At 45.1% G+C, this 25,333-nt stretch carries 22 protein-coding genes; 12 read left to right on the top strand and 10 right to left on the bottom strand.

Going from position 1 to position 25,333, the window contains the following annotated elements; translation table 11 throughout:
* Window positions 1-43: 43 nt before the first annotated feature.
* Together H6G17_RS02425 and H6G17_RS02420 are read left to right on the top strand one after the other, a co-directional pair.
* Window positions 44-778: an HAD family hydrolase gene (locus H6G17_RS02425; protein WP_192153794.1), complete on the top strand. Its 735-nt coding sequence runs from the start codon at window positions 44-46 to the stop codon at window positions 776-778.
* Between the two features lie 84 nt (window positions 779-862).
* Window positions 863-1,765, top strand: coding sequence for a class II fructose-bisphosphate aldolase (locus H6G17_RS02420; protein WP_192153792.1), 903 nt, complete (start codon window positions 863-865; stop codon window positions 1,763-1,765).
* Between the two features lie 9 nt (window positions 1,766-1,774).
* Here H6G17_RS02420 and H6G17_RS02415 read toward each other — a convergent pair whose 3' ends face one another.
* The 6 genes from H6G17_RS02415 to H6G17_RS02390 form a co-directional block, all read right to left on the bottom strand.
* Complete coding sequence (locus H6G17_RS02415; RefSeq protein WP_192153790.1) at window positions 1,775-2,047, bottom strand: hypothetical protein; 273 nt, start codon at window positions 2,045-2,047, stop codon at window positions 1,775-1,777.
* A 234-nt stretch (window positions 2,048-2,281) separates the two neighbouring features.
* Window positions 2,282-2,605 carry a hypothetical protein gene (locus H6G17_RS02410; protein WP_192153788.1) on the bottom strand — a complete coding sequence of 108 codons (324 nt, stop codon included), beginning with the start codon at window positions 2,603-2,605 and terminating at the stop codon, window positions 2,282-2,284.
* Window positions 2,606-2,724: 119 nt separating this feature from the next.
* Entirely contained in the window at window positions 2,725-4,305 is a 1,581-nt protein-coding gene (locus H6G17_RS02405; protein ID WP_192153786.1) for an NAD(P)H-quinone oxidoreductase subunit 4, read from the bottom strand.
* 152 nt (window positions 4,306-4,457) lie between these two features.
* The gene (locus H6G17_RS02400; protein WP_192153784.1) at window positions 4,458-6,521 is read right to left on the bottom strand and encodes an NAD(P)H-quinone oxidoreductase subunit 5; all 2,064 of its coding nucleotides are present in this window, start codon (window positions 6,519-6,521) and stop codon (window positions 4,458-4,460) included.
* Between the two features lie 372 nt (window positions 6,522-6,893).
* Window positions 6,894-7,256 carry a thioredoxin family protein gene (locus H6G17_RS02395; protein ID WP_192153782.1) on the bottom strand — a complete coding sequence of 121 codons (363 nt, stop codon included), beginning with the start codon at window positions 7,254-7,256 and terminating at the stop codon, window positions 6,894-6,896.
* Between the two features lie 297 nt (window positions 7,257-7,553).
* Complete coding sequence (locus H6G17_RS02390) at window positions 7,554-8,267, bottom strand: NnrU family protein (protein WP_192153780.1); 714 nt, start codon at window positions 8,265-8,267, stop codon at window positions 7,554-7,556.
* Between the two features lie 386 nt (window positions 8,268-8,653).
* Here H6G17_RS02390 and H6G17_RS02385 point away from each other — a divergent pair, with 386 nt between their 5' ends.
* The 5 genes from H6G17_RS02385 to H6G17_RS02365 all read left to right on the top strand — a co-directional run bounded on the left by H6G17_RS02385 (window position 8,654) and on the right by H6G17_RS02365 (window position 15,357).
* Entirely contained in the window at window positions 8,654-9,661 is a 1,008-nt protein-coding gene (locus H6G17_RS02385; RefSeq protein WP_192153778.1) for a LysR family transcriptional regulator, read from the top strand.
* Between the two features lie 196 nt (window positions 9,662-9,857).
* The gene (locus tag H6G17_RS02380; RefSeq protein WP_192153776.1) at window positions 9,858-11,207 is read left to right on the top strand and encodes a serine/threonine-protein kinase; all 1,350 of its coding nucleotides are present in this window, start codon (window positions 9,858-9,860) and stop codon (window positions 11,205-11,207) included.
* A 102-nt stretch (window positions 11,208-11,309) separates the two neighbouring features.
* Window positions 11,310-12,731 (top strand): ABC transporter substrate-binding protein, encoded by a 1,422-nt coding sequence (locus H6G17_RS02375; protein WP_192153774.1) that lies wholly within the window; start codon window positions 11,310-11,312, stop codon window positions 12,729-12,731.
* A gap of 29 nt (window positions 12,732-12,760) precedes the next feature.
* Complete coding sequence (locus H6G17_RS02370; protein WP_015157337.1) at window positions 12,761-13,483, top strand: MgtC/SapB family protein; 723 nt, start codon at window positions 12,761-12,763, stop codon at window positions 13,481-13,483.
* 431 nt (window positions 13,484-13,914) lie between these two features.
* Window positions 13,915-15,357: an ABC transporter substrate-binding protein gene (locus tag H6G17_RS02365; protein WP_192153772.1), complete on the top strand. Its 1,443-nt coding sequence runs from the start codon at window positions 13,915-13,917 to the stop codon at window positions 15,355-15,357.
* Window positions 15,358-15,396: 39 nt separating this feature from the next.
* Here the strand turns inward: H6G17_RS02365 and H6G17_RS02360 are convergent, their stop codons facing one another.
* Entirely contained in the window at window positions 15,397-16,359 is a 963-nt protein-coding gene (locus H6G17_RS02360) for an AEC family transporter (RefSeq protein ID WP_192153770.1), read from the bottom strand.
* Between the two features lie 769 nt (window positions 16,360-17,128).
* On the opposite strand from H6G17_RS02360, the gene H6G17_RS02355 reads away from it, so the two are divergent.
* The 3 genes from H6G17_RS02355 to H6G17_RS02345 all read left to right on the top strand — a co-directional run bounded on the left by H6G17_RS02355 (window position 17,129) and on the right by H6G17_RS02345 (window position 20,046).
* On the top strand, window positions 17,129-17,893 hold the full coding sequence (locus H6G17_RS02355) for an HPP family protein (RefSeq protein ID WP_192153768.1): 765 nt from the start codon (window positions 17,129-17,131) through the stop codon (window positions 17,891-17,893).
* A gap of 270 nt (window positions 17,894-18,163) precedes the next feature.
* Window positions 18,164-18,580: a hypothetical protein gene (locus H6G17_RS02350; protein ID WP_192153765.1), complete on the top strand. Its 417-nt coding sequence runs from the start codon at window positions 18,164-18,166 to the stop codon at window positions 18,578-18,580.
* Between the two features lie 398 nt (window positions 18,581-18,978).
* The gene (locus H6G17_RS02345) at window positions 18,979-20,046 is read left to right on the top strand and encodes a PstS family phosphate ABC transporter substrate-binding protein (RefSeq protein WP_192153763.1); all 1,068 of its coding nucleotides are present in this window, start codon (window positions 18,979-18,981) and stop codon (window positions 20,044-20,046) included.
* Between the two features lie 41 nt (window positions 20,047-20,087).
* On the opposite strand, the gene H6G17_RS02340 is transcribed toward H6G17_RS02345, so the two are convergent.
* The gene (locus H6G17_RS02340; RefSeq protein ID WP_015157330.1) at window positions 20,088-20,804 is read right to left on the bottom strand and encodes a Crp/Fnr family transcriptional regulator; all 717 of its coding nucleotides are present in this window, start codon (window positions 20,802-20,804) and stop codon (window positions 20,088-20,090) included.
* A 573-nt stretch (window positions 20,805-21,377) separates the two neighbouring features.
* On the opposite strand from H6G17_RS02340, the gene H6G17_RS34480 reads away from it, so the two are divergent.
* Window positions 21,378-22,325 (top strand): DALR anticodon-binding domain-containing protein, encoded by a 948-nt coding sequence (locus tag H6G17_RS34480; protein WP_192153761.1) that lies wholly within the window; start codon window positions 21,378-21,380, stop codon window positions 22,323-22,325.
* 251 nt (window positions 22,326-22,576) lie between these two features.
* Here the strand turns inward: H6G17_RS34480 and H6G17_RS02330 are convergent, their stop codons facing one another.
* Both H6G17_RS02330 and H6G17_RS02325 read right to left on the bottom strand, forming a co-directional pair.
* A complete protein-coding gene (locus H6G17_RS02330; RefSeq protein WP_192153759.1) occupies window positions 22,577-23,398 on the bottom strand; it encodes a Cof-type HAD-IIB family hydrolase in 822 nt (273 codons plus the stop codon).
* 157 nt (window positions 23,399-23,555) lie between these two features.
* Window positions 23,556-24,155 (bottom strand): hypothetical protein, encoded by a 600-nt coding sequence (locus H6G17_RS02325; RefSeq protein ID WP_192153757.1) that lies wholly within the window; start codon window positions 24,153-24,155, stop codon window positions 23,556-23,558.
* A gap of 434 nt (window positions 24,156-24,589) precedes the next feature.
* On the opposite strand from H6G17_RS02325, the gene rpsD reads away from it, so the two are divergent.
* Complete coding sequence (gene rpsD / locus H6G17_RS02320; RefSeq protein ID WP_192153755.1) at window positions 24,590-25,198, top strand: 30S ribosomal protein S4; 609 nt, start codon at window positions 24,590-24,592, stop codon at window positions 25,196-25,198.
* Window positions 25,199-25,333: the final 135 nt, after the last annotated feature.

Below are 25,333 nucleotides of genomic sequence, written 5' to 3'. Positions count from 1 at the left end.
GCAGTATGGTAGCGCTTAGATCGAAGCGTCAGTTAACACGAATATGGTAACAATTCAATGTAAAGACAAGCGCTTCAGTAATATCCAAGCAATTGTCTTCGATAAAGATGGCACGTTAGAAAATTCTGAAGAGTATTTACGCAATTTAGGACAAAAGCGATCGCGCCTGATCGATGCTCAAATTCCTGGGATTGGCGAACCCCTGCTGATGGCATTTGGGATTAATGGCGATCGCCTCGATCCGACAGGACTGTTAGCTGTAGGTAGTCGGCGCGAAACGGAAATTGCCGCAGCTGCCTATATTGCCGAGACTGGGCGCAGTTGGTTTGAGTCCTTGGCGATCGCCCGTCGTACCTTTGAGGAAGCCGACCAGTATATCGGGACTGCCCCTTCACCGTTATTTGTAGGCAGCTTGGAAGTTTTGAAATATCTCAGCGATGCTGGGATCAAACTGGGAATTCTTTCCGCCGCTTCCACCGAACGAGTCCGCACCTTCGTCCAGCGCCATCAATTAGAAGCTTACGTACAGCTACAAATGGGTGTAGATACTATAATTAGCAAACCTAACCCCGCCCTGTTTTTACAAGCTTGCTTGTCCTTGGGTGTAGCGCCCCACGATACCTTGATGGTAGGAGATTCTGCCGCTGATATTGAAATGGCACGCAATGCAGGGGCAGCGGGTTGTATCGGCATCTGCTGGGGCAGACCGGAAGCCGCCCATTTAGAAGCAGCAGACGTGGCGATTTCCCAACTTGATGAAATTCAATTGATTTTTTGACGGTTGTACGGGCGGGTTTATCCACAGTATTATTTGTTCGTTTACAGGTATATTCAAAAAAAACCCGCCCCTACGATTTTAAATATGCTTGCTTCTACTCAAGAACTCCTCCAAACAGCACGGCAGAATATTTACGCGATCGGAGCTTTTAATATCTATAACTTGGAGGGAGTCAAAGCGGTAGTGAGTGCAGCCGAGATGCATCGTAGTGCTGCCATGTTGCAGATCCATCCGAGTGCCTTAAAGTACGGGCGATCGGCTTTAGTAGCAATGTGTTTAGAAGCCGCACGCGCTGCTACAGTCCCTATTTCCGTCCACTTAGACCACAGTACCAATGCTAATGATATTCGCCAAGCCCTTACAGCAGGTATGAACTCAATTATGGCGGATGGCTCTCATTTACCATATGCAGAAAATATGGCATTTACGCGGGAAATGACGCAGCTTGCTCATACACGCGGTGCAATCGTTGAAGCTGAAATTGGTCGCATCAGCGGTACTGAAGATGGCTTAACTATTGCCGAGAAAGAAGCCAAAATGACCGACCCAGCGCAAGCAATTGAATTCGTCCGCACAACGCAGGTAGATGCTCTAGCGGTAACGATTGGTAACGTTCACGGAGAATATAAAAATCCGCCCCGCTTAGACTTCGATCGCCTTGCTCGCATTCGCCGCTTAATTGATATTCCCCTTGTCTTGCATGGCGCGTCGGGACTACCAGCGTGGATGATTAGTCGTTCGATTCAATTAGGCGTATGTAAGTTTAATGTCAATACTGAAATACGACAAGCTTACATGCGATCGCTCAAACAGGAAGTTTGTGCAGGTAATGGCAGCGACTTACTCGATATAGCAGGTGTGGCGATCGCGGCAATGCAGAAAGCGATCGCCGAAAAATTGCATCTCTTCGGCTCTGTCGGCAAGGCACACCTGCACGAAACACCTTATGCGCGATCGCTAGCGGGATTAGAACGTTTTTCCCATTAAATATTCAAATTAAACCGCAGCAGACTTCATCGGATACATATCTCTCTGTTGTTCGGTGAGTTCGTCCCAGAGTCTATCCATTGCTGAATCCACAACCGAACCAACAACAGCCCCCACCAGCGATCCGACTACCGATCCCGCCAGAGAACCAACTAAAGAGCCAAGGAGTGCCGTACCAATCGAACCACCAATGCCTCCTACAATTGCCCCCGCAACTGACCCAACCAACGAACCGCCAATAGAACCAACAAACGAGCAGAAAAGAGAGCCGATCTGAAACATCAGTTGCGCTCCTGTAGTTATAGATTTCTTCTTTTACAGTACAGGAAATTTCTTTTTTTATAGTAGTGCGGATCGAAATTTTAACTTTTAAAATTTATGTTTGACGATCTAAGCAACATTTAAAAATGATAAATTGCAATTTCGCTAATTATATATATTTTAAATTTAAAACATCACTACCTTGCAAATAATTATGTTTTCTGTAGAAGTGATAGGCTCACAAGATTTATGACACTACCATTCAGGTTGAGATTGACTGATTTCTCCGAGCCAACTTAAGCCAAGTTGTTTATTATGTTCGCGGTAATAACTAACCATACAATTAATGTAAGCACCTTCTTGCGCCCACTGAGTATTATCTAAGGGCAGTTCTTGACTCCCCTCTTTGTAGAGAGCTATATGACCAATATCAATTAATCCTATATACTTATTGCTATCCTTCGGACTATCGCTAATTTCGACAAATATACCAAAGGGTTTAATTCTTCCCACTCTTGCCCAAAACTTACGACCGATAGGATATCGCTGCTTCAGCAAAAACCATTGTTCATCGTTCATTTTCATTGGTAGTATCAAGCAGAAGTAACAATCGACAGAAATAGAAAAGTAATTAATAGCAAATAAAATACCCCTACCGACAACGCGGCAAGGGCTGAAAAAAATCTCGTACAAGCTAACTATTTGATCGCCAATTGAGGCGCTTTCAAAGATACAGCTGGTGTTAGCTTTTGTTCTGCTAATGTTGGCACTGATTCCCTTAAATGAGCTGTTAGTTTTATAGTTGTGGCATCGTACATTTGAGTCAGCATTTTCGGGTACAAACCAATACCAATAATTGGTACTAGCAGACAAGCGATAATAAATATTTCTCGCGGTTCGGCATCAATTAAAGCTTCGTGAGAAGTTAATTCTTTGTTTTCTTGCCCGTAGAAAATCTCTCGCAGCATGGAAAGGAGATAAATCGGAGTCAAGATCACACCGACTGCCATCAAAAAGACGATAATCACTTTGAAAGTGGAATTATAAGCATCGCTAGTTGCAAAGCCTACAAATACCATCAATTCTGCAACAAAACCGCTCATACCTGGCAGCGCCAAAGATGCCATCGAACAAGTCGTCCACATGGCGAAAATCTTCCGCATCTGTTGCCCGACACCACCCATTTCATCCAGCATCAGGGTATGGGTGCGATCGTATGTTGCCCCAACGAGGAAGAATAGACTCGCGCCAATCATCCCGTGGGAAATCATTTGTAAAATCGCGCCATTCAATCCTAAATCGGTGAAGGAAGCGATCCCAATGACCACAAATCCCATGTGAGAAATTGAAGAATAAGCAATTTTGCGCTTCAAGTTCCGCTGGGCAAAAGATGTTAAAGCCGCGTAGATGATATTTACTACCCCCAGAATTACCATCGCCGGGGCAAAGAAAGCATGAGCATCGGGAAGCATCCCCGCATTCATCCGAATCAGGGCGTAACCACCCATTTTCAGCAGAATACCAGCCAGCAACATATGTACTGGGGCTGTCGCTTCACCGTGGGCATCTGGTAGCCAAGTGTGTAACGGGAAGATTGGTAATTTTACGCCGTAGGCAATCAGAAAAGCCCCATACAGCCAAAGCTGAAAGTTAAGGGGAATATCTTTAGCAGCCAGCGATCGCATGTCAAATGTTACGGTATCGCCGTAAAATGCCATCGTCAAACCAGCTACCAAAATAAAGAGCGACCCGCCAGCAGTGTACAAAATGAATTTGGTTGCAGCATACTGCCGTTTCTTACCACCCCAGATTGCCAGCAACAAATAAACAGGAATCAGTTCTAGTTCCCACACCAGGAAAAACAACAACATATCCTGCACGGCGAATACAGCAATCTGTCCGCCATACATTGCCAGCAACAGAAAGTAGAACAGGCGCGGTTTTAAAGTTACGGGCCAAGCTGCCAGAGTTGCCAGTGTCGTGATAAACCCTGTCAAAATCACCAAGGGCATCGACAAACCATCGACCCCTACCGACCAATTCAAGTCCAATTGGGGAACCCAAGGATATCTTTCGACCAATTGCAACTCTGGATTAGCCAGATCGTACTGAGTGTAAAATACGTAAACGATAATTGCAAAATCAATTAGCCCCACTACCAGAGCGTACCAGCGCCCTGTCGATCCCTCTTTGGAAGGTGGCAGTAGCGGGATGAATAGCGAGGCAACGATCGGAAACAGAATGATTATTGTCAGCCAGGGAAAATTAGCTGTATTCATCTCTAACTAGGGAGTAGGGAGTAGGGAGTAGGGAGTAGGGAGTAAGAGGATGGGGGGAGGGGGTGAGTGGGGGATGGGGGAAAATTCTCCTTGTCCCCTTGTCTCCTTGTCCCCTTGTCCCCTTGTCCATCTCCTGTCTTCTATCTCCTGCTTCAAGTTACGCCGAACACGATCACCATGCCCAGAACTGCGGCAAACACAATCAAGGCATAGAATTGGGCGCGACCGTTTTCTAGGTATTTTAAGCCTTCACCACTGATGAGCGTGAAGAAGCCCGTGAGGTTCACCGCACCATCGACGACACGATAATCGACTTCCATCACTTGACGGGCAAGGCGACGGCTACCTTGGACGAACACCTTGTCGTAAATGTCGTCAAAGTACCACTTATTAAGCGATAGCTCGTAAAGCGGTTGAATTTTGGCGGCGATCGCGGCAGGGTCGATCTTGCGCCACAAATACATCAACGAAGCCAAAGTAATTCCTATCAAAGAAATCCCTACCGAAGCCCCTGCCAAAGTGTAGAATTCTGTCGGCTCGAACTCGGCAGCTTTCTCCATCGCCATAGCCGCAGTTTCGTTGGGAGGGTAGATAAACTCCTCGAAGTAATTAGCAAATGGCGTACCGACTAAACCAATCAGCATCGACGGGATAGCTAGGACTACCAAAGGTAGAGCCATCGTCCAAGGAGACTCATGCGGATGTTCGCTGTGTCCGTGGTCGTGGCTGTCATGGCTACTTGCAGTTGCTGCTAATTCTCGCGTATCCATTGCCCCTGGTCCAAAATTAGGTACGAGGGCTGCCGATTTGAGTTCGTGGCGGATTTCCATTTCATTGCCTCGAAATTTCCCTTCAAATGTCGAGAAATACATCCGAAACATGTAGAAAGCCGTAATTCCTGCCGTCAGGTAGCCTACACCCCAAAGTAAAGGATTCGTGGCAAAAGCTGCCCCTAGAATCTCGTCTTTCGACCAAAAACCAGCAAAAGGCGGAATTCCCGAAATTGCCAAACAGCCAATTAAAAAAGTAATTGCCGTGACTGGCATATAGCGCCGCAATCCTCCCATGAGTCGCATATCCTGCGCCAAAACGGGGTCGTGACCGACAACAGCTTCCATCCCGTGGATGACTGAGCCGGAGCCAAGGAAGAGCATTGCTTTGAAGTAAGCGTGGGTCATTAAGTGGAACAATCCCGCACCATACGCGCCTAAACCCATTGCCATCACCATATAACCCAATTGGGAGATGGTGGAATAAGCCAAGCCTTTCTTAATGTCGTTTTGAGTAATTGCGATCGTTGCCCCTAAAAATGCTGTAAACGCACCAGTATAAGCAATCACATTCATTGCTGCTGGTATGCCTTCAAACAAGGGATACATCCGAGCGATCAAAAATACCCCAGCTGCCACCATCGTCGCCGCATGGATCAAAGCTGAGATGGGGGTGGGACCTTCCATCGCGTCCGGTAGCCAGACGTGTAAGGGAAACTGAGCTGACTTGGCAACTGGTCCTAAGAAGACGAGAACGGCGAATACAACTGCCAAGAAACTGCTGATGGAACCTGATTCAACCAGAGTTTGCAACCGTTCGCCAATTTCACCAAACTCAAAACTGTTGGTTGCCCAGTAAAGTCCTAGAATACCCAACAGCAAACCAAAGTCACCCACACGGTTAACGACAAATGCTTTTTGACAAGCATCTGCTGCTGCCTTGCGATCGTACCAGAACCCAACGAGCAAGTAGGAACACATCCCTACTAATTCCCAAAAAATATAAATCTGGACGATATTTGGGCTGACCACCAGACCGAGCATGGAAGAACCAAACAAACTCAGGTAGGAATAGAAGCGCACGTAACCTGGGTCGTGAGCCATGTAGCCATCGGTATACACCATCACTAGAAGCGCCACTGTGGTCACTACTACTAACATCATGGCTGTCAGATGGTCGATCGTATATCCCATACTTAAATGGAAATTTCCGGCTGCTGCCCATTCCAGGGTTCTGGTATAGGGCGCGTGTCCTTGGATTTGACTCCAAAGAATCGCGAAAGACAGTGCCGTTGCTGCTCCCATTAAAGAGATGACAAATACAGCATTGAGTTGCCGCAGGCGGTTAGTCGCCTGATTTGCCGATATTAACCCCAGACCGACCAGCATCGCCCCGACCAAGGGTAACACCGGAATCAGCCAGGCATATTGATAGATAGCTTCCATCACTTGCGCCTACTTTGAGAACTTTACTACTAACTTAATGAAGCTATTAGCTTTTTTGTCTTTTGTCATTTGTCATTTGTCATTTGTATGGAACTGATTACAAACAACTGATGATGAATAACCTCTGACGACTAATCGCTTGCTCCAAACTGTTAACAATTGTGACACATGGCTCCGATCGTAAAATACCCCACCTGAGGGAACCTAGATGGGGAAAATTTACTATGACTTTAGCTTTAGTGAGGGGTGAGGAGCGAGGGAAAGAAGGGGTGTAGGGTGTGGGGTGTGGGAAGTGTGGAAAGTGTGGGAGGAGACAAGGGAGAATTTTCGATCGCGCTCTCCCTTGTCTCCCTTGTCTTTTTTCCCTAGCTCCTAACTCCTCGCTCCTATTTCAAGTCGAACGGAGTTAGCGTAGTTGTACTGAATTGACTCTAGGACTTGCCGAAGTTCATCTCGACTGTGTAGGCGATCTAATCGCTGTCTGACAATACCTTTCTCAATCAAAATCAGTGTAGGTAAGGTTGTGAGTCGATAAGTATTGGATAATCTAAAATTTTCATCAGCATTTACACCGACTATCTTGACGTGCTGGCTACCATGCTTGTGAAACTCTGATAGTACAGGTTGGATTAAATGACACAACCCACACCAGGGAGCCCAAAAATTGACTAAAACTGGAACTGAAGATTCTAAAACTTCTTTTGTAAACGTCCGCTCGTTAACTGACAATACCATGTTTCCTCTAGGCGGAATTATCTGAGTTTGCTATCAACTTGGAATTATGCTACATCGATTCGGGATCAATTAAAAAGTGGGAAATATCGATTTTGTCAGCTATTGGGCAATACGGTTCAGATAAGACGATCCCCCCAACCCCCCGCTGTCAATTGGGGGGCTATGATTCCCTCCTTTTGAAGGAGGGCAAGTCCAGATCTTCGAGGATCGATCGCATTTAACTGAACCGTATTGAGTTATTGGGGAGTCGGGAGTCGGGAGTCGGGAACTTCCAAGTAGTTAATTCTGAATTCCCCACTACCAGGGAACTCTTGCTGTAGCTTGGATCAGTAGTGGATGCGATCGCCACAATAAAAAGACAAAAATGGCAACACCTATGTATGCAGGGCGGAGAAATTCTTGCCAATATAATGTTTGTCGTCCCTGCACGATCGCTAGAAAGGGAATGATGGAGGTGCGAGACTTAACTTTTTCAAATGCTTCTGAATAACGTTGACTCAAGCGGCGATCGCCATGCCACACTCCAAAGAGATGATGCAAGACTAAGCCAATGGAAGTGACGAGGGTAAAACTCGTCCCCAACCACAAAGTATGGGCAATACACCAAATCAACTGTCCTACCATCTGCGGATGACGGGTGATGCGGATAATTCCCGTCTCGTAGAGATGGACTTCGGGTTTTTGGACTGCGGCAATTTCCAGTAAGTTAAATGTAGCGGGATAAAGAAAGAGGAAAGAAACAGCAGATAGCACCCAAACAATCTCGCGTACGCCTGGGACAGCTTGCACTTGCCAAAGTTGCGCTCCGTCGTAGCGATGGTTGAAAAAGTAAATTACCAATCCGACAGCTAAAGGTAGGCTGACGCTAGCAAATAAGACTCGGTAAAGCCTAGCACCAATTGCTTTTTCTGCCTGCATTCGCAGGGCGGCTAGACCACTATGGGCGATCGCAAATCCTAGTAATAGACCCAGCATGACAAAATGGCTGGGCGTTAGCCAACTGTGATTCATCTAGGGATAAAGGGGTAAGGGAGCAGGGAGCAGAGGGGCTTCAGGGGCTTCAGGGGCTTCAGGGGCAGAGGGAGACAAGGAAGAGTAGGAAAAGGGGAGACAAGGAGACGTGGGGAATTTCCCCACTCTCACCTCATCCCCTCACCCCATCCTCTTCCCCGACTCCAGACTCCCGACTCCCGACTCCCGCTTTCTATTAGTAAATTTTATATATTTTGTTCCTGTAAAGCTCCGATCGCGAATTATTAGGTAACTTTATATATTAATGTGGTGTTAGGGTCATTTTTGCGGAATGTTTCCCACTTTGAGCAGATGACACATTCGCGTTCTCTCACTAATCGAGTAGGTTACCTGAAGTCTCCTTTCGTATTCATGGATATAGCTGTATGTCTGACCTACCTTTCACCTTAGATCAGTTACGCATTCTTAAAGCGATCGCTGCTGAAGGGAGCTTCAAGCGTGCCGCTGACAGTCTTTATGTCTCTCAACCTGCGGTGAGCTTGCAGGTGCAAAATTTAGAGCGGCAATTGGACGTGCCTTTATTCGACCGAGGCGGACGTAGAGCGCAACTGACAGAAGCAGGGTATCTGCTGCTCAATTATGGCGAAAAAATTCTCAGCCTATGTCAAGAAACCTGTCGGGCAATTGAGGATTTGCAAAACCTTCAAGGCGGAACTCTGATTGTCGGTGCTTCTCAAACTACCGGCACGTACCTGTTGCCCCGCATGATCGGCATGTTTCGGCAAAAATATCCTGATGTCGCAGTACAGTTGCACGTCCACTCAACTCGGCGCACTGCTTGGAGCGTGGCAAACGGACAGGTAGACTTAGCGATCATCGGTGGAGAAATTCCCTCGGAGCTACACGAATCTTTACAGATCGCTCCTTACGCCGAAGACGAGCTAGCCCTGATCCTTCCAGTGCTGCACCCTCTAGCAAAAGCAGACAAAATCTATAAAGACGACCTCTACAAGCTTCAGTTCATCGCTCTCGACTCCCAATCGACCATTCGCAAAGTCATTGATTCTGTATTAACTCGCTGCGAGATCGATACGCGACGGCTCAAAATTGAAATGGAACTCAATTCAATTGAGGCAATTAAAAACGCCGTGCAGTCAGGGTTGGGAGCGGCTTTTGTTTCCGTTTCTGCGATCGCCAAAGAGCTACAAATGGGTATCTTGCACCGCTCTGTAATTGAGGGGGTCGTGGTGCGACGGACACTAGCAGCAATCTTAAACCCCAACCGTTACCGCTCGAAAGCTGCCGATGCGTTTATCCGCGAGATTCTACCTCAATTTACAACTCCTGGTTGGGGCAAGGAACTGTTAGAGTCGCCGCGAGTTGCCAAGGAAACTATAGAAGTTGTCACGCCAGAGGTAGAAGAAGTGAATTGAGTTGTTTGAAGTAGACAGCTAAATTAAAAGCTATAGAGAAGAGTGGTGCGCTCAGGAACAGGGCGTAGGGTATGGGGTGTAGGGCGTGGAGAATTAGTAATTGGAATTGTCCCCTCTGCTTCCTTGTCTCTCCTCTCTCCCTTGTCTCCCTTGTCTCCCTTGCCTCCTAGCTGCTAGCCATTAACCCCTGCCGTTCATGGAAGTTTTCTGCACTCGTTTAGGCTGTCCCCGTCCGCTCAATCATTTTGCCGATCTCGATAACAGCGCCATTCTCAAAACAACAGAACAAAAATATTGCACCTGTTGCGGTATGCCGCTGATTTTACAGGGGCGCTATCTACCAGTAAAACTACTAGGACAAGGGGGATTTGGCGCGGCTTTTTTGGCACGCGATCGCTACACGCCTGGGATGCGTCAGTGTGTCGTGAAGCAATTCAAGCCCTCTGGTGACTTGAGCGCGACTCAGCTGATGACTGCCCAAACTCTATTTGAACGGGAAGCAGTCGCCTTAGAGCAACTTGGCGATCGCCACGACCAAATCCCCGATTTGTTGGCTTTTTTTGAATTGAGCGTCCCGAGTTGGCAACCTAATAAACAGGAACGTTTTTTTTATCTCGTTCAAGAGTTTATCGACGGTGAAACTCTAGAAGCAGAACTAGAATCTCAAGGTCGGTTCTCCGAATCGCAGGTCTTGCAACTGCTCTACGCCATTTTACCCGTGTTACAGTTCGTTCACGAACAAAAAGCGATTCATCGGGATATCAAACCTTCTAATATCATCCGCGATCGCCACGGTAAGCTTTACTTACTCGATTTTGGTGCGGTCAAACAAGTGACGAGCCAAGCAGGAGGAGCGCAATCTGCTTCGACCGGAATTTATTCTATGGGTTTTGCCCCTCCCGAACAAGTCTCAGGTGGGGAGGTTTACCCCTCTACGGACTTGTATGCCTTGGCTGTAACCGCAGTCAACCTATTCACTGACAAAAAACCTACAGATTTATATGATGCCGGTCGCAATCAATGGCATTGGCGAATGCATGTTGAAGTTAGCAATGGGATTGCCAGCATTCTGACCAAGATGCTATCAGCTCAACCGCAGCAGCGCTACCAGTCAGCTGCCGAAGTCCTAGCCGCCCTGCACCACCTCGATCGCCCCACCCCTACGCCACCTACTCCGCCATCGATAACTAGGCGACCGAGTTTCGCTCTGTGGGAGGTTTTAACGGGAGCGGCTTTTAGCGGTTTTGAAGGCGCTTTACTAGCGATCGCGCTTTCCAGCCTTTTTCCCACTCCCGCTATTGGTTGGGCGATTGCTGCTGTGATTTTGAGTGGTCTAGTTTTCGCCTTATCTCGTCGCTGGATCGAAAAAGTAGATTTATTAATTGTTTCAGTAATTTCCTTGGTAGTTGTGGTTTTTATCCCTGCCCTACACGCCAATCTCAGCGTTTCTAGCATTTTGGTTCTGGCGATCGGTGGCGGACTAATTGCAGTTGCCCTCACAGCTTTATTTAAAATAATTTATCAACTGCTCGATCGAATTCTTTAACGAGGGAGCAGGGAGTAGGGAGCAGGGAGTAGGGAAGAACTCACCTCTTGTCTCTCTTTCTTTCCCTAGCCCCTAACTCCTAGCCCCTAGCCCCTAATTCTTATGTCGCGTAAAAATGAAACAGTGCTTCTGCTACTATCGCTACTAATTACGCTCGGATTAGTAGGGGGAGGAGCTTTACTATTCAGTAATTTTTTTGGCAAATCGTTTGTCGGTATTGGAGATCGATCTAACTCGACTGCTACAGATGGTACTTCTGCAACTGGAAAACCAATTAGTTTTGGCGAGAAAACGTTATTTTCAGGGAAGATATTACCAGCAAAACAGGAAGGAATAGAGGCGATCGCGGCTCGAAATTGGAGTGTTGCAACCGAGAAATTGCAAGTAGCACTAACACAAAATCGCAACGATCCCGAAACCCTAATTTTCCTTAACAACGCCAAGATTGCCGATCGCAAAAGCTACGCAATTGCTGTTGTCGTTCCCACTGGTACTAGTCCTAATGGGAGTTTGGAAGTTCTCCGTGGCGTTGCGCAGGCACAGACTGAAACAAATCAAACGGGAAATATTAATGGTGTTCCCTTGAAAGTGGCGATCGTCAACGACAACAATCAAGAAGACCAAGCTCGACAAGTTGCTTCAACTTTGGTCAACACTCCCGAAATTTTGGCAGTTATCGGTCACTGGGCAAGTCAAGTCACCCTTGCGGTCGCATCCATATACGATGAGGGAAAGTTAGTCGCGATCTCTCCTGTCAGTACTTCTGTCAAGCTTTCCGGCATCAGTCCCTACATTTTTCGTACCGTTCCCAGCGATTATATTGCCGCAAGAGCTTTGGCAAATTACATGCTGACCAATTTACAGCAAAAGAATGCTGCTGTTTTTTTCAATCCCCAAAGTGCTTACAGCCAATCCTTAAAATCTGAGTTTGTCACAGCGGTTCTACTCGGAGGTGGGAAAGTTACATCTGAGTTTGACTTATCAGACCCTAGTTTTAGCCCAGCTAACAGCATTAACCAAGCCATCAAGCAAGGGGCAAAAGTCCTGATGTTAGCACCTAACACTGGGTCTAGTACTAGCATTATCGACAAAGCCCTACAGGTCGTGCAAGTCAACCGCAGACGATTGCAACTTCTAGGTGGTGATGCCATTTACAACTCAACCACGCTAGAGGTCGCAGGAGACGCGGCTGTGGACATGGTAGTCGCTATTCCGTGGGATATTGACACCGATCCGAAATCTCAGTTCGTGCGTCAGTCACGACAGTTTTGGGGAGCTGAGGTCAACTGGCGTACCGCTCTTGCCTACAATGCAACCAAGGCTTTGACTGCGGCAATGCAGAAGTCTCCCACTCGTGAAGGGATTCAACAAACTCTTGCTAGTACTGATTTTTCTACACCTGGCGCAGCGAATTCAGTGCAGTTTCTTCCTTCTGGGGATAGTAATGCACCAGTGCAGATAGTACAAGTCGTGCGTCAAGTCAATACAAATACTGGCTATGATTTCGTACCAGTGCGACAATAGCAATCTGGTTGCAACCAAACGAAAAAACAATGACTTGGGTAGATTTTGCAATTCGCCTACTACTGGCATTTATTCTCGGTGCGGCAATTGGCAGCGAAAGACAATGGCGGCGAACTCGCTCAGTACTGAAAACAAATGTGTTGGTGTCTCTTGGTGCTGCTATGTTCGTCATGCTCTCGGCAATGATTCCCGGCGATGCCAGTCCTACACGTATAGCCGCCCAAGTGGTCTCAGGCATTGGCTTTTTAGGTGGCGGTGTAATTTTGCGGGAAGGAACCAGCGTGCGCGGACTCAATACCGCAGCTACCCTCTGGTGTGCTGCTGCCGTGGGTAGTTTGGTCGGGGCGGGATTGCTATTTCAGGCTTATTTCGGCACTTTAGCAGTGGTAGGGGCAAATCTACTTTTGCGCCCGATGGTACAGTGGTTTCAGCAGTTAGACGAGCAATTGATTACGCACACGAAAGCAGAAACTCGCTATTGCTGTCGCCTCATTTGTTTAACTGAAGACGAAGTAGCTGTGAGGGCTGTGCTACTGGCACAAACTACACCAGGACAAATGATATTGAATGAATTGTCTAGTAAAAATATTAACAGTAAAGATCTCGATAACTTCTCTTCAGTAGAAATCAAGGCAGAATATACTTCCAATGGTCGCAACGATCTGTTGATGGAAGAGATTGTCATGCAGTTGCGATCGCAAATAAAAGTGACTGCAATTAAGTGGGAAGTAGTTACAGAAGATACAGATTGAGCGGAGCGCGATCGCCAAACTCTTTACTGCTATAGTTAGGTAAATCTCTTATACGTATAGGCTTAGACTCAGTAAATTTGCGTAAGTAATTTCACGGTTAAAATCAGCTGCATTATATTTTTTCCGTAAAATTACGGTTGGTACGCAAGTAGTTGTGGCTCTATTTTGTTTGGTTATGGGTCAAATCAAATATTATTTATTTATATGTTAAAAAAACCAACTTTCAAGCTGTAGCTTTGTTTGTGGGTATTCATCTCGTACTATTATTGCGTTCGCCCAAAGTGCTGTTGCTAAAAAGAATATGATTTAGATCCTTATAGATTCTTCGACATCTGGGCTGTACCAAGTCATGGCGATACAGAAAATATGAGGCTGGGAAAGTTATCTAGAAATGTCTAACAATACTTGACTTAACTCCCGTTCCAAACTTTATGTTACAAAGTAAAAAAAACACTGTCCTGGTTCTCTATCTGATCGCCCTCTGCCTGATCGGTCCGCTGATTTTTTGGTTGAGTTATCGCAGTGGTAGAGGAGGGCAACAAGCAACTCAACCATCTCTCAATGGATTGCTCAATCCCCCCAACCGCAACCCAGCTTTGCAAAAACGAATTAGTTTGGGTAATAAAGTTTTATTTACTGCCGACAATAATCCAGACAAACAAGCAGGAGTACAAGCTTTTGCCGCAGGAGATTTTTCCACGGCAGTCACCAAATTTAATGCGGCTTTGCAGGTGAAGCGCAACGATCCCGAAACTTGGATTTATTTAAATAATGCTTCGGCAGCTGCAATTAGCAATACAGTTAAGATCGGTGTTAGCGTTCCTGTAGGAGGTAACCTAAACGTTGCCAGAGAGATGCTGCGGGGCGTGGCACAGGCACAATACGAGATCAATCACGGTGGCGGGATTGGCGGAAAGCTGGTTCAAGTACAAGTTGCCAACGACGATAATAACCCCATTGTTGCCAAACAAATCGCGGCTGAATTTGCCAACGATCCAGAGATTTTGGCTGTCATAGGACATAACTCCAGCGATGCATCCATCGCCGCTGCTCCCATCTATCAAAAAAGCGGTTTGGTGATGATCTCGCCCACCAGCGTAGCGCGTAACTTAAGTGGAGTTGGGAGATTTATCTTTCGGACTACGCCAAATTCAAGAGCGATCGCTGATGCTTTGGCTAGCTACGTCGTGAAAACAGCACGCAAAACCAGAATTGCAATCTGTGCGGATTCTCAGGCAGAAGCAAGTCGCTCGTTTCAAGAGGAGTTCACTTCTAGCGTGTTTGAAAATGGCGGTTATATCACTAGTACCCCCTGCGATTTTGCTGCTACTAATTTTAACCCTAGCGAAATTCCCTCTCAGGCAGTCAGCGATGGAGCAGAAGCTTTGCTGCTAGCACCAGATGTAAATAGAATGGGTCGTGCAGTGGAAGTAGCGCAAGCAAATCGCAGTCGATTGACTTTGTTCGGCAGCCACACAATGTATACGTACGACACGTTGCAGCAAGGACAAGCTGATGTTAATACTATGGTGCTTTCTGTACCTTGGCATCCTTCTGCTTTCCCCAATAGTTCTTTCATTGCCAATGCTAAGCGGTTTTGGGGTGGGGCTGGTAATTGGCGAACTGCATTGAGTTACGATGCAACAATTGCTGTTTTCACGGGTTTAAAAGCGAGTACGAATCGCGAACAGTTACAGAAAGCTTTGTCTAATACTGGTTTTATGTTTAAAGGGGCAACTGGAATAGTCAAGTTTTTACCGTCAGGCGATCGCCAAGAATCAGGAACTCTAGTCAGAGTTCAGCCTGGTAGATACTCCGGTACGGGTTACGATTTTACTCCCCTACCTAGTTCGGTTGACACGAGCCTTCGTTGATCGAGAGACGACGCAGAGAAGTTCCACGCAGAGTCTCTATTATCTAAATAAATAAAACCATAGGGGAAGTACCAGTGGTAGCAAAACTGTACTGAGAACAATCGTACTGGCAGCTAGCGGACGATTGAGGTTGTACTCTTCTGCTAAAATCGCATTGGCGAAAGCACTCGGCATTCCAGACATCAAGACTAAAGCCAACCGTGCTTCGTGGGGAAATCCCAAGCATGTTATTACCATTCCTGCCAAAATGGGCAGAACAAATGTCTTGATCGTACTGGGAACGATCGCCCCTCGTAGATTTTCAATTCCTTGAAGCCGTGATAATTGCATTCCAATCAACAAAAAAGCTCCAGGTATGACTAAATAGACTATTGCTTGAAGTAAGGGATCGATGAAACTGAGAATTTGCCAAGGTTTACTGTAGTAACCCAGCGCAAACGCCCATAAAGCAGGAACGCGCAAAATGTCTCGCCATGCAGCTTTCCATTTATTATTTGCTGTGATTTGCCCAAAATAACTTGCTAAAAATACTCCCAGTCCGTAACTACCAATTAGATTGTGCGTTACGCCATACAACACTACCCAAACTAAATAGTCTTGACTGACAAAAGCTGGAACGATCGCTAACCCGATGAAGCCGGTGTTTCCCAAAATTGAAGCGAGGACAAAACTACCTTGTTCAGCGCGATCGCTAGGATAGAAACTATCGGACAATTGTTTTACCCATGAAACTGAGCGGTACTGAGTTAGTTGTTTGAGTAACTGCAAACTGACATAAGCTAAGCCCAAACCCAACAACAATATTGCAATTGTCAAGATTGGGGGCAACCAAATCGATTGCGATAAATTTGACTTGCGCGTCAGTACTAAAATTTGCAGTGGTACGCCCAGCCAGTAAAGAAGGCGACCTAGCAAATTGGGAAAGGAACGAGGAATTATTTCTCTTCTGAATAAGAATGCACCCAGACTCGTACAAAAAACGCTTGCTGTAATTTCTATCATCAGTTTCGTTCTATCTCAACAGCACCCATGAATTAGCAATTCAACAACCACAGTTTCAAGTTAAATCGCGATCGCTTAGTTTAGTTTCGCTACCATTACGTAACAAATTAAGCTCTCATTACGTAACAATTAAAACTAACCCAACAAACAAATATGTCTCTGTATCAAGCCACAATTCATAGCTTTACTAGCATTTCCATGCAAATACACGGAAGCTAAAAAGCTAATCTTCGGATTCTACTTAGCCGTGCAGCAAAAATACTGCAACCAAAGTTACAGTAAAATTACGATAAATCTCAAAGCTATTCCATAACACTAAGAGCAATTAAAAATTTGATGAATAAAATTAAAACATAAGATTAACTCTCTTAAAATAAAATTTTTGAATACCATCGAATAAAAAAATAACACTTCAATCGACTCTGAAATGTCTTGTCAGATTTTAACTACAATAATTCAATATAGTTATACAGCGATAAACATTTTAGCGAGCTAGTAGCGAGCGATCGCTGTAAATATTTTTTGAAAAAATTAATTTATCCATTTAATTTATTTGATAGTTCTAGCGTTATTGCGAGCGTAGTTTGCTCTAACTTGCAAGTATAAAATAGTACTTTTTCGTTGATTGTATGCAGTTAGAGCAATTTCAAAATGCGCTTCTTTCATGAGTCATAATATTCCGTATCAGTTAACACAATTTATAGTAGTGCGATCGCAATATCACAGAATTAATCTAAGTTTTTGCAATTCATTATTTAGCGATCGAAGTATGAAAGACATTAGTAAAACTGCGGCGAAACCAAATACAAATACTAGCTCTATGACAAAACTTACCAAAGCTATGTCTACCTTTGAGTTGACAAGCAAACAACAACAATTCCAGCAGTATCAACAGCAACTAGAACAACAGCAACAGCAATTAATCATTCAGCAGCAACAACTAGAGCAACTCACAGCCGAACTAGCTGCTTTGAGAAAAAGTCGTTCCCAGTCTACATGGAGCTTTCGATTTAAATCGGCTCGACTCAAAAATTTCTTGGCTAAAATTCACGGCAGCTCTAAATATCAACCCCGCTTTCCTTTAAAACAAATTGTTTTTTCTTACATAGGTAGTTTTATTGGCATTGCCGCGCTAGCTTACATCAGCGTTAGTACGCATTATCCTCTAATCGCAGCTCCTTTCGGAGCGGCTGCCGTTTTATTATTTGCTGCACCCGATAGTCCTCTAGCACAGCCACGCAACTGTATTGTCGGCAATTTTCTCGGCGGATTAGTCAGCTTAATTATGGTACATTTATTCGGCTCAGAACCTTGGGTAATGGCTTTAGCTGTTGCTACAGCAATCAAAGTCATGCAACTGACAAAAACTCTCCATCCACCAGGAGGAGCAGTTGCTTTAGTAGGAGTGATGAGCCGTGCTGAATGGAGTTTTCTGTTTACACCAGTATTAGCAGGTTCAATTGTTTTAGTCTTTTGTACTTTTGTTTTTAACAATCTCATGCCAGGTAGAACTTATCCAAAACACTGGCTGTAATCTGTAGAAGGAGGCAGAAGTTAGAAAAGTAATTGTGAAAAAGCTGCAATTAATGCTACGAAATCAAAAACTTTTCTGATGTAAAATGTTGATTTTGTTGTTGGTATAAAAACTAATATAGCAATCCAAATTGATTTGTGAACGTTTTCCCTGTAGAGACGTTACATGTAACGTCTCTGCACGAACCATCGATTTTACGATTCATCTAGAATTGCTATATCCACTTCTGACTCTTCTTTATTAAAAAGCTTGCGATTCAGGAAATTAATTATGAGTCAGATACATCCAAAAAGAAAACGAGCCGTTATAGTAATTTTAGCTACAATTTTTGCTGCGGGGATAGTCACAGTAACTCCTGCAATGAGCTTAGAATTATTCAAGCAAATATTTTTGACGGTTGCTAATGTTGCTATGTGTACTGTCGTCTGGGATATATACTTTGATGAGGAACTAGCAACCAAGGATACTAAATCTATAATTTTTGAGTTGGGACTGATTAGTATAATTTGTGCCGTTACTGCATTCATTAGTGCGAAAGCAGTTTTAGCTTTACTAGGAAGATTAATTATATTAGTAGGAGCATTCGGCTGGGTTATAGCGGGGATAATTGCTAGCGTAGCTACAGCTATTTTGGGTATAGCTTGGTTATTTTACTGCGACGATCTTTACAGACACTCTAACCATTAGCTCGGCTATCAATCTGGCGATTCATATTACAATTTGCATTTTGCATCAAGTCTTGCATCATCGGACAAACCGATGATTTTTTTCCCATCAATCTCTATATGTAAATTTAAGCACCTTTTTGTGTAGTTGTGTGTATACTATTTGTGCCAAAAGCAGCTAAATATATATAGTTAATCGTCCTGACAAGATTAAGGTTAGGTTATGATAAAACAGACATAAGAGTTTAATTCATAGGATTACTGAGAGCAAAACACTTAACTTAAGTACTTTGATTTCATCATAGGACGATCGCTTGAATTAGAGGCGATCTCACAGGAATGCAACACTGCTTTGCTGCGGGGATAATCTGTACGTAAGCAAGTATATGTTGCACTTATTACAGCACTTATCATTCTGTTATGTCGTTGCAAAAAAATGAAACAGCTGTTCTCGTTCTGACTCTGTTGATCGTAGCTGGGGGTTTAGCTGGTGGTTTTTGGTGGCTGACGAGAAATTCTAGCACTAGTGTCGAACTCAGCGATCCTCAGCCAAGCTCTATTTCCACCCCCAACACATCCGATATAACTTCAGATCCAGAATTGAGTGGCTCAAGTTTTAGCAGTGTTTCAGGCATTCCTAAAGGGTTATTCAGCTATGGTGGTAGTACTTCTTGGGCAGCAATTCGACAAGCGATCGAGCCGCAAATTAGGGCAGCTTATCCAGAATTTCAGTTAAGGTTTGTAGAACCGACAAATGCTTCCCCAGGAACCAGTATTGGGATTAAAATGCTGATTGAAGGTAGGCTTACCTTTGCTCAGTCGTCTCGACCCTTACAAGATCGAGAGGTATCTCGCGCTCAGCAAAGAGGATTTAATTTAAAAGAAATTCCGGTAGCAATTGATGGTTTAGCGATCGCAGTTCACCCCAGCCTCAATATACCAGGACTAACCTTGGCACAGCTTAAAGCAATTTACACTGGCAAGGCAAATAACTGGAAACAACTCGGTGGTCCTAACCTGCCCATTCAACCCTATTCCCGTCCGATGAGCGAGGGTGGTACGGTCGAGCTTTTCAGGCAAGACATTCTATCAGGTCAAGCATTAGCTGTCAACGTTGAATTTGTCGGTACGACAACTCAAGCTTTACAAAAGTTAGCTAGTAACCGTGGCGGAATTTACTACGCCTCGGCTCCAGAAATCGTACCTCAGTGTAGGATTAGACCCTTACCACTAGGTCGTCAGCCAGGGCAATTTACTCCTCCCTACCAAGAACCTTTAGTAACAGCGAATAACTGTCCTCAGCGGCGCAATCAGCTCAATACAGATGCTTTTCAAACCGGACAATATCCTCTGACACGCAACTTGTACGTTGTCGTCAAGCAGGATGACGATTTAGCACAGCAAGCAGGAGAAGCTTATGCTAAATTACTGCTGACGCAGCAAGGACAGTCAGCGATCGCCAATGCTGGATTTGTGCGAATGCGCTAGGCATAGGATTATAGAGACGCGAAACTTCGCGTCTCTATAATTCAACTAGCTCGATTGATTGAATCGGCTGGCAAACAGATGAGATTATCTTCTTGAGCGATCAGTAAACCGCGTTGGCGTAACTTACCCATTAAACGAGTCACCGTAACTCGCGTCGAACCGATCGCACTACCAATTTGGGCGTGCGTCAGCGTAAACGGGAGAGAGTATCCACGCAGAATCTCGGGATCTTCTTCACTTGTCGCTGGTTGCCCATATTCTTCTACCAGCAGGGTTAAGAATCCCAAGAGACGATCGATCGTCCGTCGCTGTCCTAAAGCACTCAGCCACAGTAACTTGCGCTGATGTTGGTAGCGAAATGCATCGAGAACTTCCCGCCGAAAGTGGGGCCAGTTATCCAAGTCATGCCAGTACATCCACACGACTAAAGTGGGTTCTACGTGGGCATAAGCTTGGAGCGTAAACGGAGATTGGGCAACAATTTCAAACGGCTGTCCAGCGCCAACAAAGCCTAAAAAAGCTTCTTCAGGTGTTCTGTTGATGCGCCGAGATGATAGCTGACTAGTTGCGCTAACTTGAGCTGTACCTACAAGTCGTACAGCACCTCTTTGAACGAGATAGAGCAGTCCAGGTCGAGCTGGAATGCGTTCGTCTTTACTGAAAGAGCGAACGCGATAGTGTTCCTGCGCCCAGTCAAGAATCCGTTGCCAGGTTAAAAATGGTCTTTGCGACTCTGGAGAAGCGGATGGGGAATGCATAATTTGCAGCAGTTGGCGATAGACGAAACGTCACTGTGAAGCTCAGCCATTGCCAAATTGGTTGGCAGGTGAACTTTACTCCTCAAACCAGTAAAGCGCGATCGTAGCTAAGCGAACTTAGCTATAGATTTGTTTTATTTGTCTTGCAACACAATCCTAGTATTCTCAATCACTCAATTACTTAATCAATTCTCCTACTTTTCAGTTTTTTTTATCCGTGTAGTTCGTGTTTAAAACAACAGATAAGTGTAAACAATCAAACCAGGGAATTGCAAGTAACAGTTGTACAAATGATTGTAGTTGAGCTAGGGAAAATTGTGACAAAATATTGTCAACAACATAGGACTGAGTTTTTTTGTACCGTAAATCTACTGAAATCACCTGATTTTTCAGCGAAAGCTGATAAATTTTTCAGTAAGATTACGGATGGACGAACGCTATAGCAATAGTAGGTTTTGCTAGGGTACAGTCTTCTCAAGCAGCCATTCAAAAAATAGAGGTTAAGCAATTCGTTTGCATGGAACCTTGGTAAATCCCCCAGGTAGGGATAGGGATTTTAACTATAAATTAAAAGTGGATCACCGATCGCCTCCATTAGCTGAGTTAACACCTAAGCAAGCGCTGTTACAGCAGGTACAAGCAGCGCTAAGTTTGTATATATTAGACACTCCGTCCTTAACAGATCGTAAAAGTTATATTCCTTTACAGTTATCTAAACAGCATCCAGTTGTTTATAGTTGCGCGATCGCATTTAAATTAAGTAAACTTGTCAACTCCCCAACTATAGAAGTTGCTCAATCTATATCGCAGCTAATTGCCCAACAGAACCATCAACAAAACTTGATTCTTCAAGTTGTTCCCCCAGGGTGGATCTACTTAGAATTAACTCAACCCAGTCTAGCTGCTTGGTTGCAACACTGGATTGAGACACTACCCTGTTTAGGGAGCAGGGACGAGCTGGGAGCAGGGAGTAGGGGAGAAGAGAGTAGAGGGGTAGAGGGAGCAGAGGGGCAGAGGGGCAGAGGGGCAGAGGAGCAAGGGAGTAACTACCAATTAGCAATTACCAATTTTCTATTTCCCATCCAATCCGCTCATGCTCGTTGTTGTTCTCTATTGAAAATGGCTCATGAGGAGAAAATAATTACAATTAAGTCAAGAAATTGTGACATTATCTCTTCATGTCTACAAGTCATATCACCTCAACCTATTCCTTGGTTGAGTGAAGCAAAAATTTGTTTGCATCACCCATCCGAGTTAAATTTACTCCTCGAATCAATTGAAGTATTAGACGCTCTCTATTGCCCCGATCCTACTCGCAAGTCTTTAAATTGGTTGAAAGTAGCTCTGAATCTGAGTCAAGCTTTTCAAACTTTTTATAGTCAGTGTCGCATTTGGGGAGAAGTCAAAAACCAAAATTTCAACTTAGCACAAGGGCGACTTGGTTTAGTAGCGATCGCTCAATCTGTATTCAGAATTCTATTAGTAGAAGTACTAAATAGTTGCGCACCCTTAGAACTTTGAACTAGCGAACAGTATAAAACTGGTCACTGTAAAGGCATCTTGCTCTATAGGCAAATCTTATCTGTCTTTAGGTAGAAATTAGCGTTCAAGGGGGTGACAAATCAAAAACATTACTCTAATATAAGGGTGTGTGAGGAGCGAACCAGTCAGGACACCAAGACGAAACACGGACAGTCGTTGGTGTCCTTTCTGATTTTTGGTCATTCGTCGTTAGTAAAATACTCACCAATGACAAATGACAAATGACTGATTTAAAGTAAGAATTTTTCAATTGCAACTGCGACTCCGTTCTGCTCGACGCTAGGCGCTACCCACTGAGCGATCGCCTGTACGTCAGATGGAGCATTACCCATCGCTACACCGATATCCGCATACTCTAGCATCTCTACATCGTTAAAGTTATCACCAATTGCCATCACGTTAGCAGGTGCGATTCCCAGGAGTTCTTCAGCTAAGTAACGCACGCCTACACCCTTATTAATCGAAGGGTTAGTTGCTTCAAAGAAGGTAGCAACGGATTTAGTCAGGTACAGTTCAGCAGGGGTATATTGCTGGCGCAGACTGCTGAGTAAGTTATCGATGATTTCGGTATCGTCGCACAAAGCCAATACTTTCGTTGGTTCTGTTGTTAAAGCTTGGCGTAAATCTCCCACCGCGATCGCTTCAATCCCAGAGCGTTCGGAGTAAAGTCGGGTTTCAGAAGTCAGTTCGCGCACGTAGAGGCGATCGTTGATATAGAAATGAACCGAAAGCAGCGATCGCAATTCAGGTTGCTCGAAGTAATCTAACAGTTGAATTGCTGTTTGCTTGGCAACAGTCCAATGACGGTGCATTTTCTGGGTAGCTGGATCTTGAATCCAAGCACCTTGATAGGCAAGTAGAGGCAAAGTCGAACCTATCTCATTATGGAAACGCAAAGCAGAACGATACATTCGTCCTGTTGCTACAGCCACTTGTATGCCTTTTGCCCGCACTGCTTGAATCGCTTTTTTAACTTTGGCATGAATTTGATTTGACTTACCCGCGATCGTCCCATCAATATCGAGGACGAGTAATTTAATTTCTTGGTTCATAACGGGGAGTCAGTTATCAGTTATCAGTTATCAGTTATCAGTTATCAGGAAACCGTATGAGCGGGTTTAGTCAACAATTCATGGCTACGACCAAAAATCTTGCCGCAAAACCCGCCCGTACAGGAGTAATTCCGAATTCCGAATTCCGAATTCCGTTCTAAGGTGCATCTGGCGCGGGAGTAGTTTGTTCGGGTGTTGCAGGTGTAGTCAGAGCCGGAGATGTGACTGGTGGTTGTAATTGACCTTGGGGAATGAAATTAGGTGCAAAATCCAAAGGGCGATCGCCTGCACTAATACAAGTTTCCATTGCTTGGGTAGGAGCTAACTCATTAATTTCTCGCCGCAATCCAACGACACATTCAGCATAACGAATTGGTAATAAACTGCGACCGCAAAAGTCTAGGACACCTGGTACGGGTTGCCCTTGGCTATTTTCGCTAATGCCAACTACACATCTCGACAACTCTATAGGTCGGCGGGCTTGGGTGCAAGTCGCTAAAGCATCTTGGGCAGCAATTTCCGTCTGCTCCTCAATTCTCGTCACGCAACGAGCGACATCCTTCGGGTAAAGCGCTCCCGCACAGGCTCTGGCTGCTGCTTCCGGTGAAACTCCAGAATTGAGCATTCGCCCCGTACAAGCACGATAGCCGTTGCGTAAAGAGTCAGTGACAATTTCAGCCCCAGTTGCAGGAAAATTGCTACCGATCCAACCAGCGATCGCCAACGAGCCAGCCACTAAATACATTGTTTTCCCCATAACACTCCCACCAAGAAATTTGTAAATAACTACAATTTGAGGGTATCAGTTATCAGTTATCAATTATCAGTGACCGAAGCCATTGACGGAAGTTTGTTGGCTGCGATCGCCATTCACTCTTGACCCCTCATCCCTCGTTTGCTGTACAGTTTAGCATCCCTAGATTTTTCAGTTATCAGTTATCAGTTATCAGTGAGGAAAGGGTGTGGGGTGTGGGGTGTGGTGCGTGGGAAATTTGTTGTTGGTTGTTGGTTGTTGGTTGTTTTTCTCCCTCAGCAACCTTGCGCAACCTTGCGCTCCCTCAGCTCTCTTTTCCCCTGCTCGTCCCTGCTCCCTGCTCCCTACTCCCTGTTAGGGCTTTTCAGACACAAGCTTTTAGACTTATAATTATAGTTTTGGAATAGTTCGCGCAGAATTAAGCAGAGGAAGATTGAATGTCCCGCTATCGAGGACCAAGACTAAGAGTTGTTCGTCGCCTGGGCGATCTGCCAGGTTTGACTCGGAAAAATGCTAGACGCTCATACCCACCTGGACAACACGGACAGGCTCGCAAGAAGCGTTCTGAGTATGCTATCCGTTTGGAAGAAAAGCAAAAGCTCCGCTTTAACTACGGCTTGACTGAAAAGCAGTTGCTGCGTTACGTGCGGCGGGCAAGAAGAGTGACTGGCTCTACCGGACAAGTGCTGTTGCAACTGTTGGAAATGCGTTTGGATAATACCGTTTTTCGCATGGGTATGGCTCCCACTATCCCAGCAGCGCGGCAGCTAGTGAATCACGGTCACGTTATGGTAAACGGTCGTGAAGTTAATATCGCTAGCTATCAATGTCGTCCAGGGGAGGTCATTGGGATCAAAAATAAAGCGCAATCGCGGCAGTTAGTAGAAAATAATCTTCAGTACCCTGGTTTGGCAAACCTACCCAGTCACCTCGAATTTGATAAGAATAAGCTGGAAGGTAAAGTTAACAGCTTGATCGAGCGCGAATGGGTCGCCCTGCAAGTGAACGAACTGTTGGTAGTTGAATACTACTCCAGACAGGCTTAATTTCGATGGCTGCACTCGTGCGGCTGCGGTGCGCCATTGACGAGCTTATGATTAAGTTTTGTAATTTTTAATATCAAGCCCTCCGATTCCGTCAATTGGAGGGCTTGTTGATTTTTACCCGTTTGATTAGGGGCG

This window comes from Chroococcidiopsis sp. [FACHB-1243] (genome assembly GCF_014696895.1).
Classification (GTDB): domain Bacteria; phylum Cyanobacteriota; class Cyanobacteriia; order Cyanobacteriales; family Chroococcidiopsidaceae; genus Chroococcidiopsis.
This window is presented reverse-complemented; position numbering and strand designations above follow the sequence as displayed.

Bases quoted from the DNA above. Each gene is read 5' to 3' on its own strand.
- H6G17_RS02390 (WP_192153780.1), bottom strand. From the start codon at position 8,267: ATGAATCACAGTTGGCTAACGCCCAGCCATTTTGTCATGCTGGGTCTA.
- H6G17_RS02360 (WP_192153770.1), bottom strand. From the start codon at position 16,359: ATGATAGAAATTACAGCAAGCGTTTTTTGTACGAGTCTGGGTGCATTC.
- H6G17_RS02345 (WP_192153763.1), top strand. From the start codon at position 18,979: ATGTCGTTGCAAAAAAATGAAACAGCTGTTCTCGTTCTGACTCTGTTG.
- H6G17_RS02330 (WP_192153759.1), bottom strand. From the start codon at position 23,398: ATGAACCAAGAAATTAAATTACTCGTCCTCGATATTGATGGGACGATC.
- H6G17_RS02380 (WP_192153776.1), top strand. From the start codon at position 9,858: ATGGAAGTTTTCTGCACTCGTTTAGGCTGTCCCCGTCCGCTCAATCAT.
- H6G17_RS02420 (WP_192153792.1), top strand. From the start codon at position 863: ATGCTTGCTTCTACTCAAGAACTCCTCCAAACAGCACGGCAGAATATT.
- rpsD (WP_192153755.1), top strand. From the start codon at position 24,590: ATGTCCCGCTATCGAGGACCAAGACTAAGAGTTGTTCGTCGCCTGGGC.
- H6G17_RS02400 (WP_192153784.1), bottom strand. From the start codon at position 6,521: ATGGAAGCTATCTATCAATATGCCTGGCTGATTCCGGTGTTACCCTTG.
- H6G17_RS02385 (WP_192153778.1), top strand. From the start codon at position 8,654: ATGTCTGACCTACCTTTCACCTTAGATCAGTTACGCATTCTTAAAGCG.
- H6G17_RS02425 (WP_192153794.1), top strand. From the start codon at position 44: ATGGTAACAATTCAATGTAAAGACAAGCGCTTCAGTAATATCCAAGCA.
- H6G17_RS02370 (WP_015157337.1), top strand. From the start codon at position 12,761: ATGACTTGGGTAGATTTTGCAATTCGCCTACTACTGGCATTTATTCTC.
- H6G17_RS02395 (WP_192153782.1), bottom strand. From the start codon at position 7,256: ATGGTATTGTCAGTTAACGAGCGGACGTTTACAAAAGAAGTTTTAGAA.
- H6G17_RS02405 (WP_192153786.1), bottom strand. From the start codon at position 4,305: ATGAATACAGCTAATTTTCCCTGGCTGACAATAATCATTCTGTTTCCG.
- H6G17_RS02340 (WP_015157330.1), bottom strand. From the start codon at position 20,804: ATGCATTCCCCATCCGCTTCTCCAGAGTCGCAAAGACCATTTTTAACC.
- H6G17_RS02410 (WP_192153788.1), bottom strand. From the start codon at position 2,605: ATGAACGATGAACAATGGTTTTTGCTGAAGCAGCGATATCCTATCGGT.
- H6G17_RS02355 (WP_192153768.1), top strand. From the start codon at position 17,129: ATGAAAGACATTAGTAAAACTGCGGCGAAACCAAATACAAATACTAGC.
- H6G17_RS02325 (WP_192153757.1), bottom strand. From the start codon at position 24,155: ATGGGGAAAACAATGTATTTAGTGGCTGGCTCGTTGGCGATCGCTGGT.
- H6G17_RS02350 (WP_192153765.1), top strand. From the start codon at position 18,164: ATGAGTCAGATACATCCAAAAAGAAAACGAGCCGTTATAGTAATTTTA.
- H6G17_RS02365 (WP_192153772.1), top strand. From the start codon at position 13,915: ATGTTACAAAGTAAAAAAAACACTGTCCTGGTTCTCTATCTGATCGCC.
- H6G17_RS02415 (WP_192153790.1), bottom strand. From the start codon at position 2,047: ATGTTTCAGATCGGCTCTCTTTTCTGCTCGTTTGTTGGTTCTATTGGC.
- H6G17_RS02375 (WP_192153774.1), top strand. From the start codon at position 11,310: ATGTCGCGTAAAAATGAAACAGTGCTTCTGCTACTATCGCTACTAATT.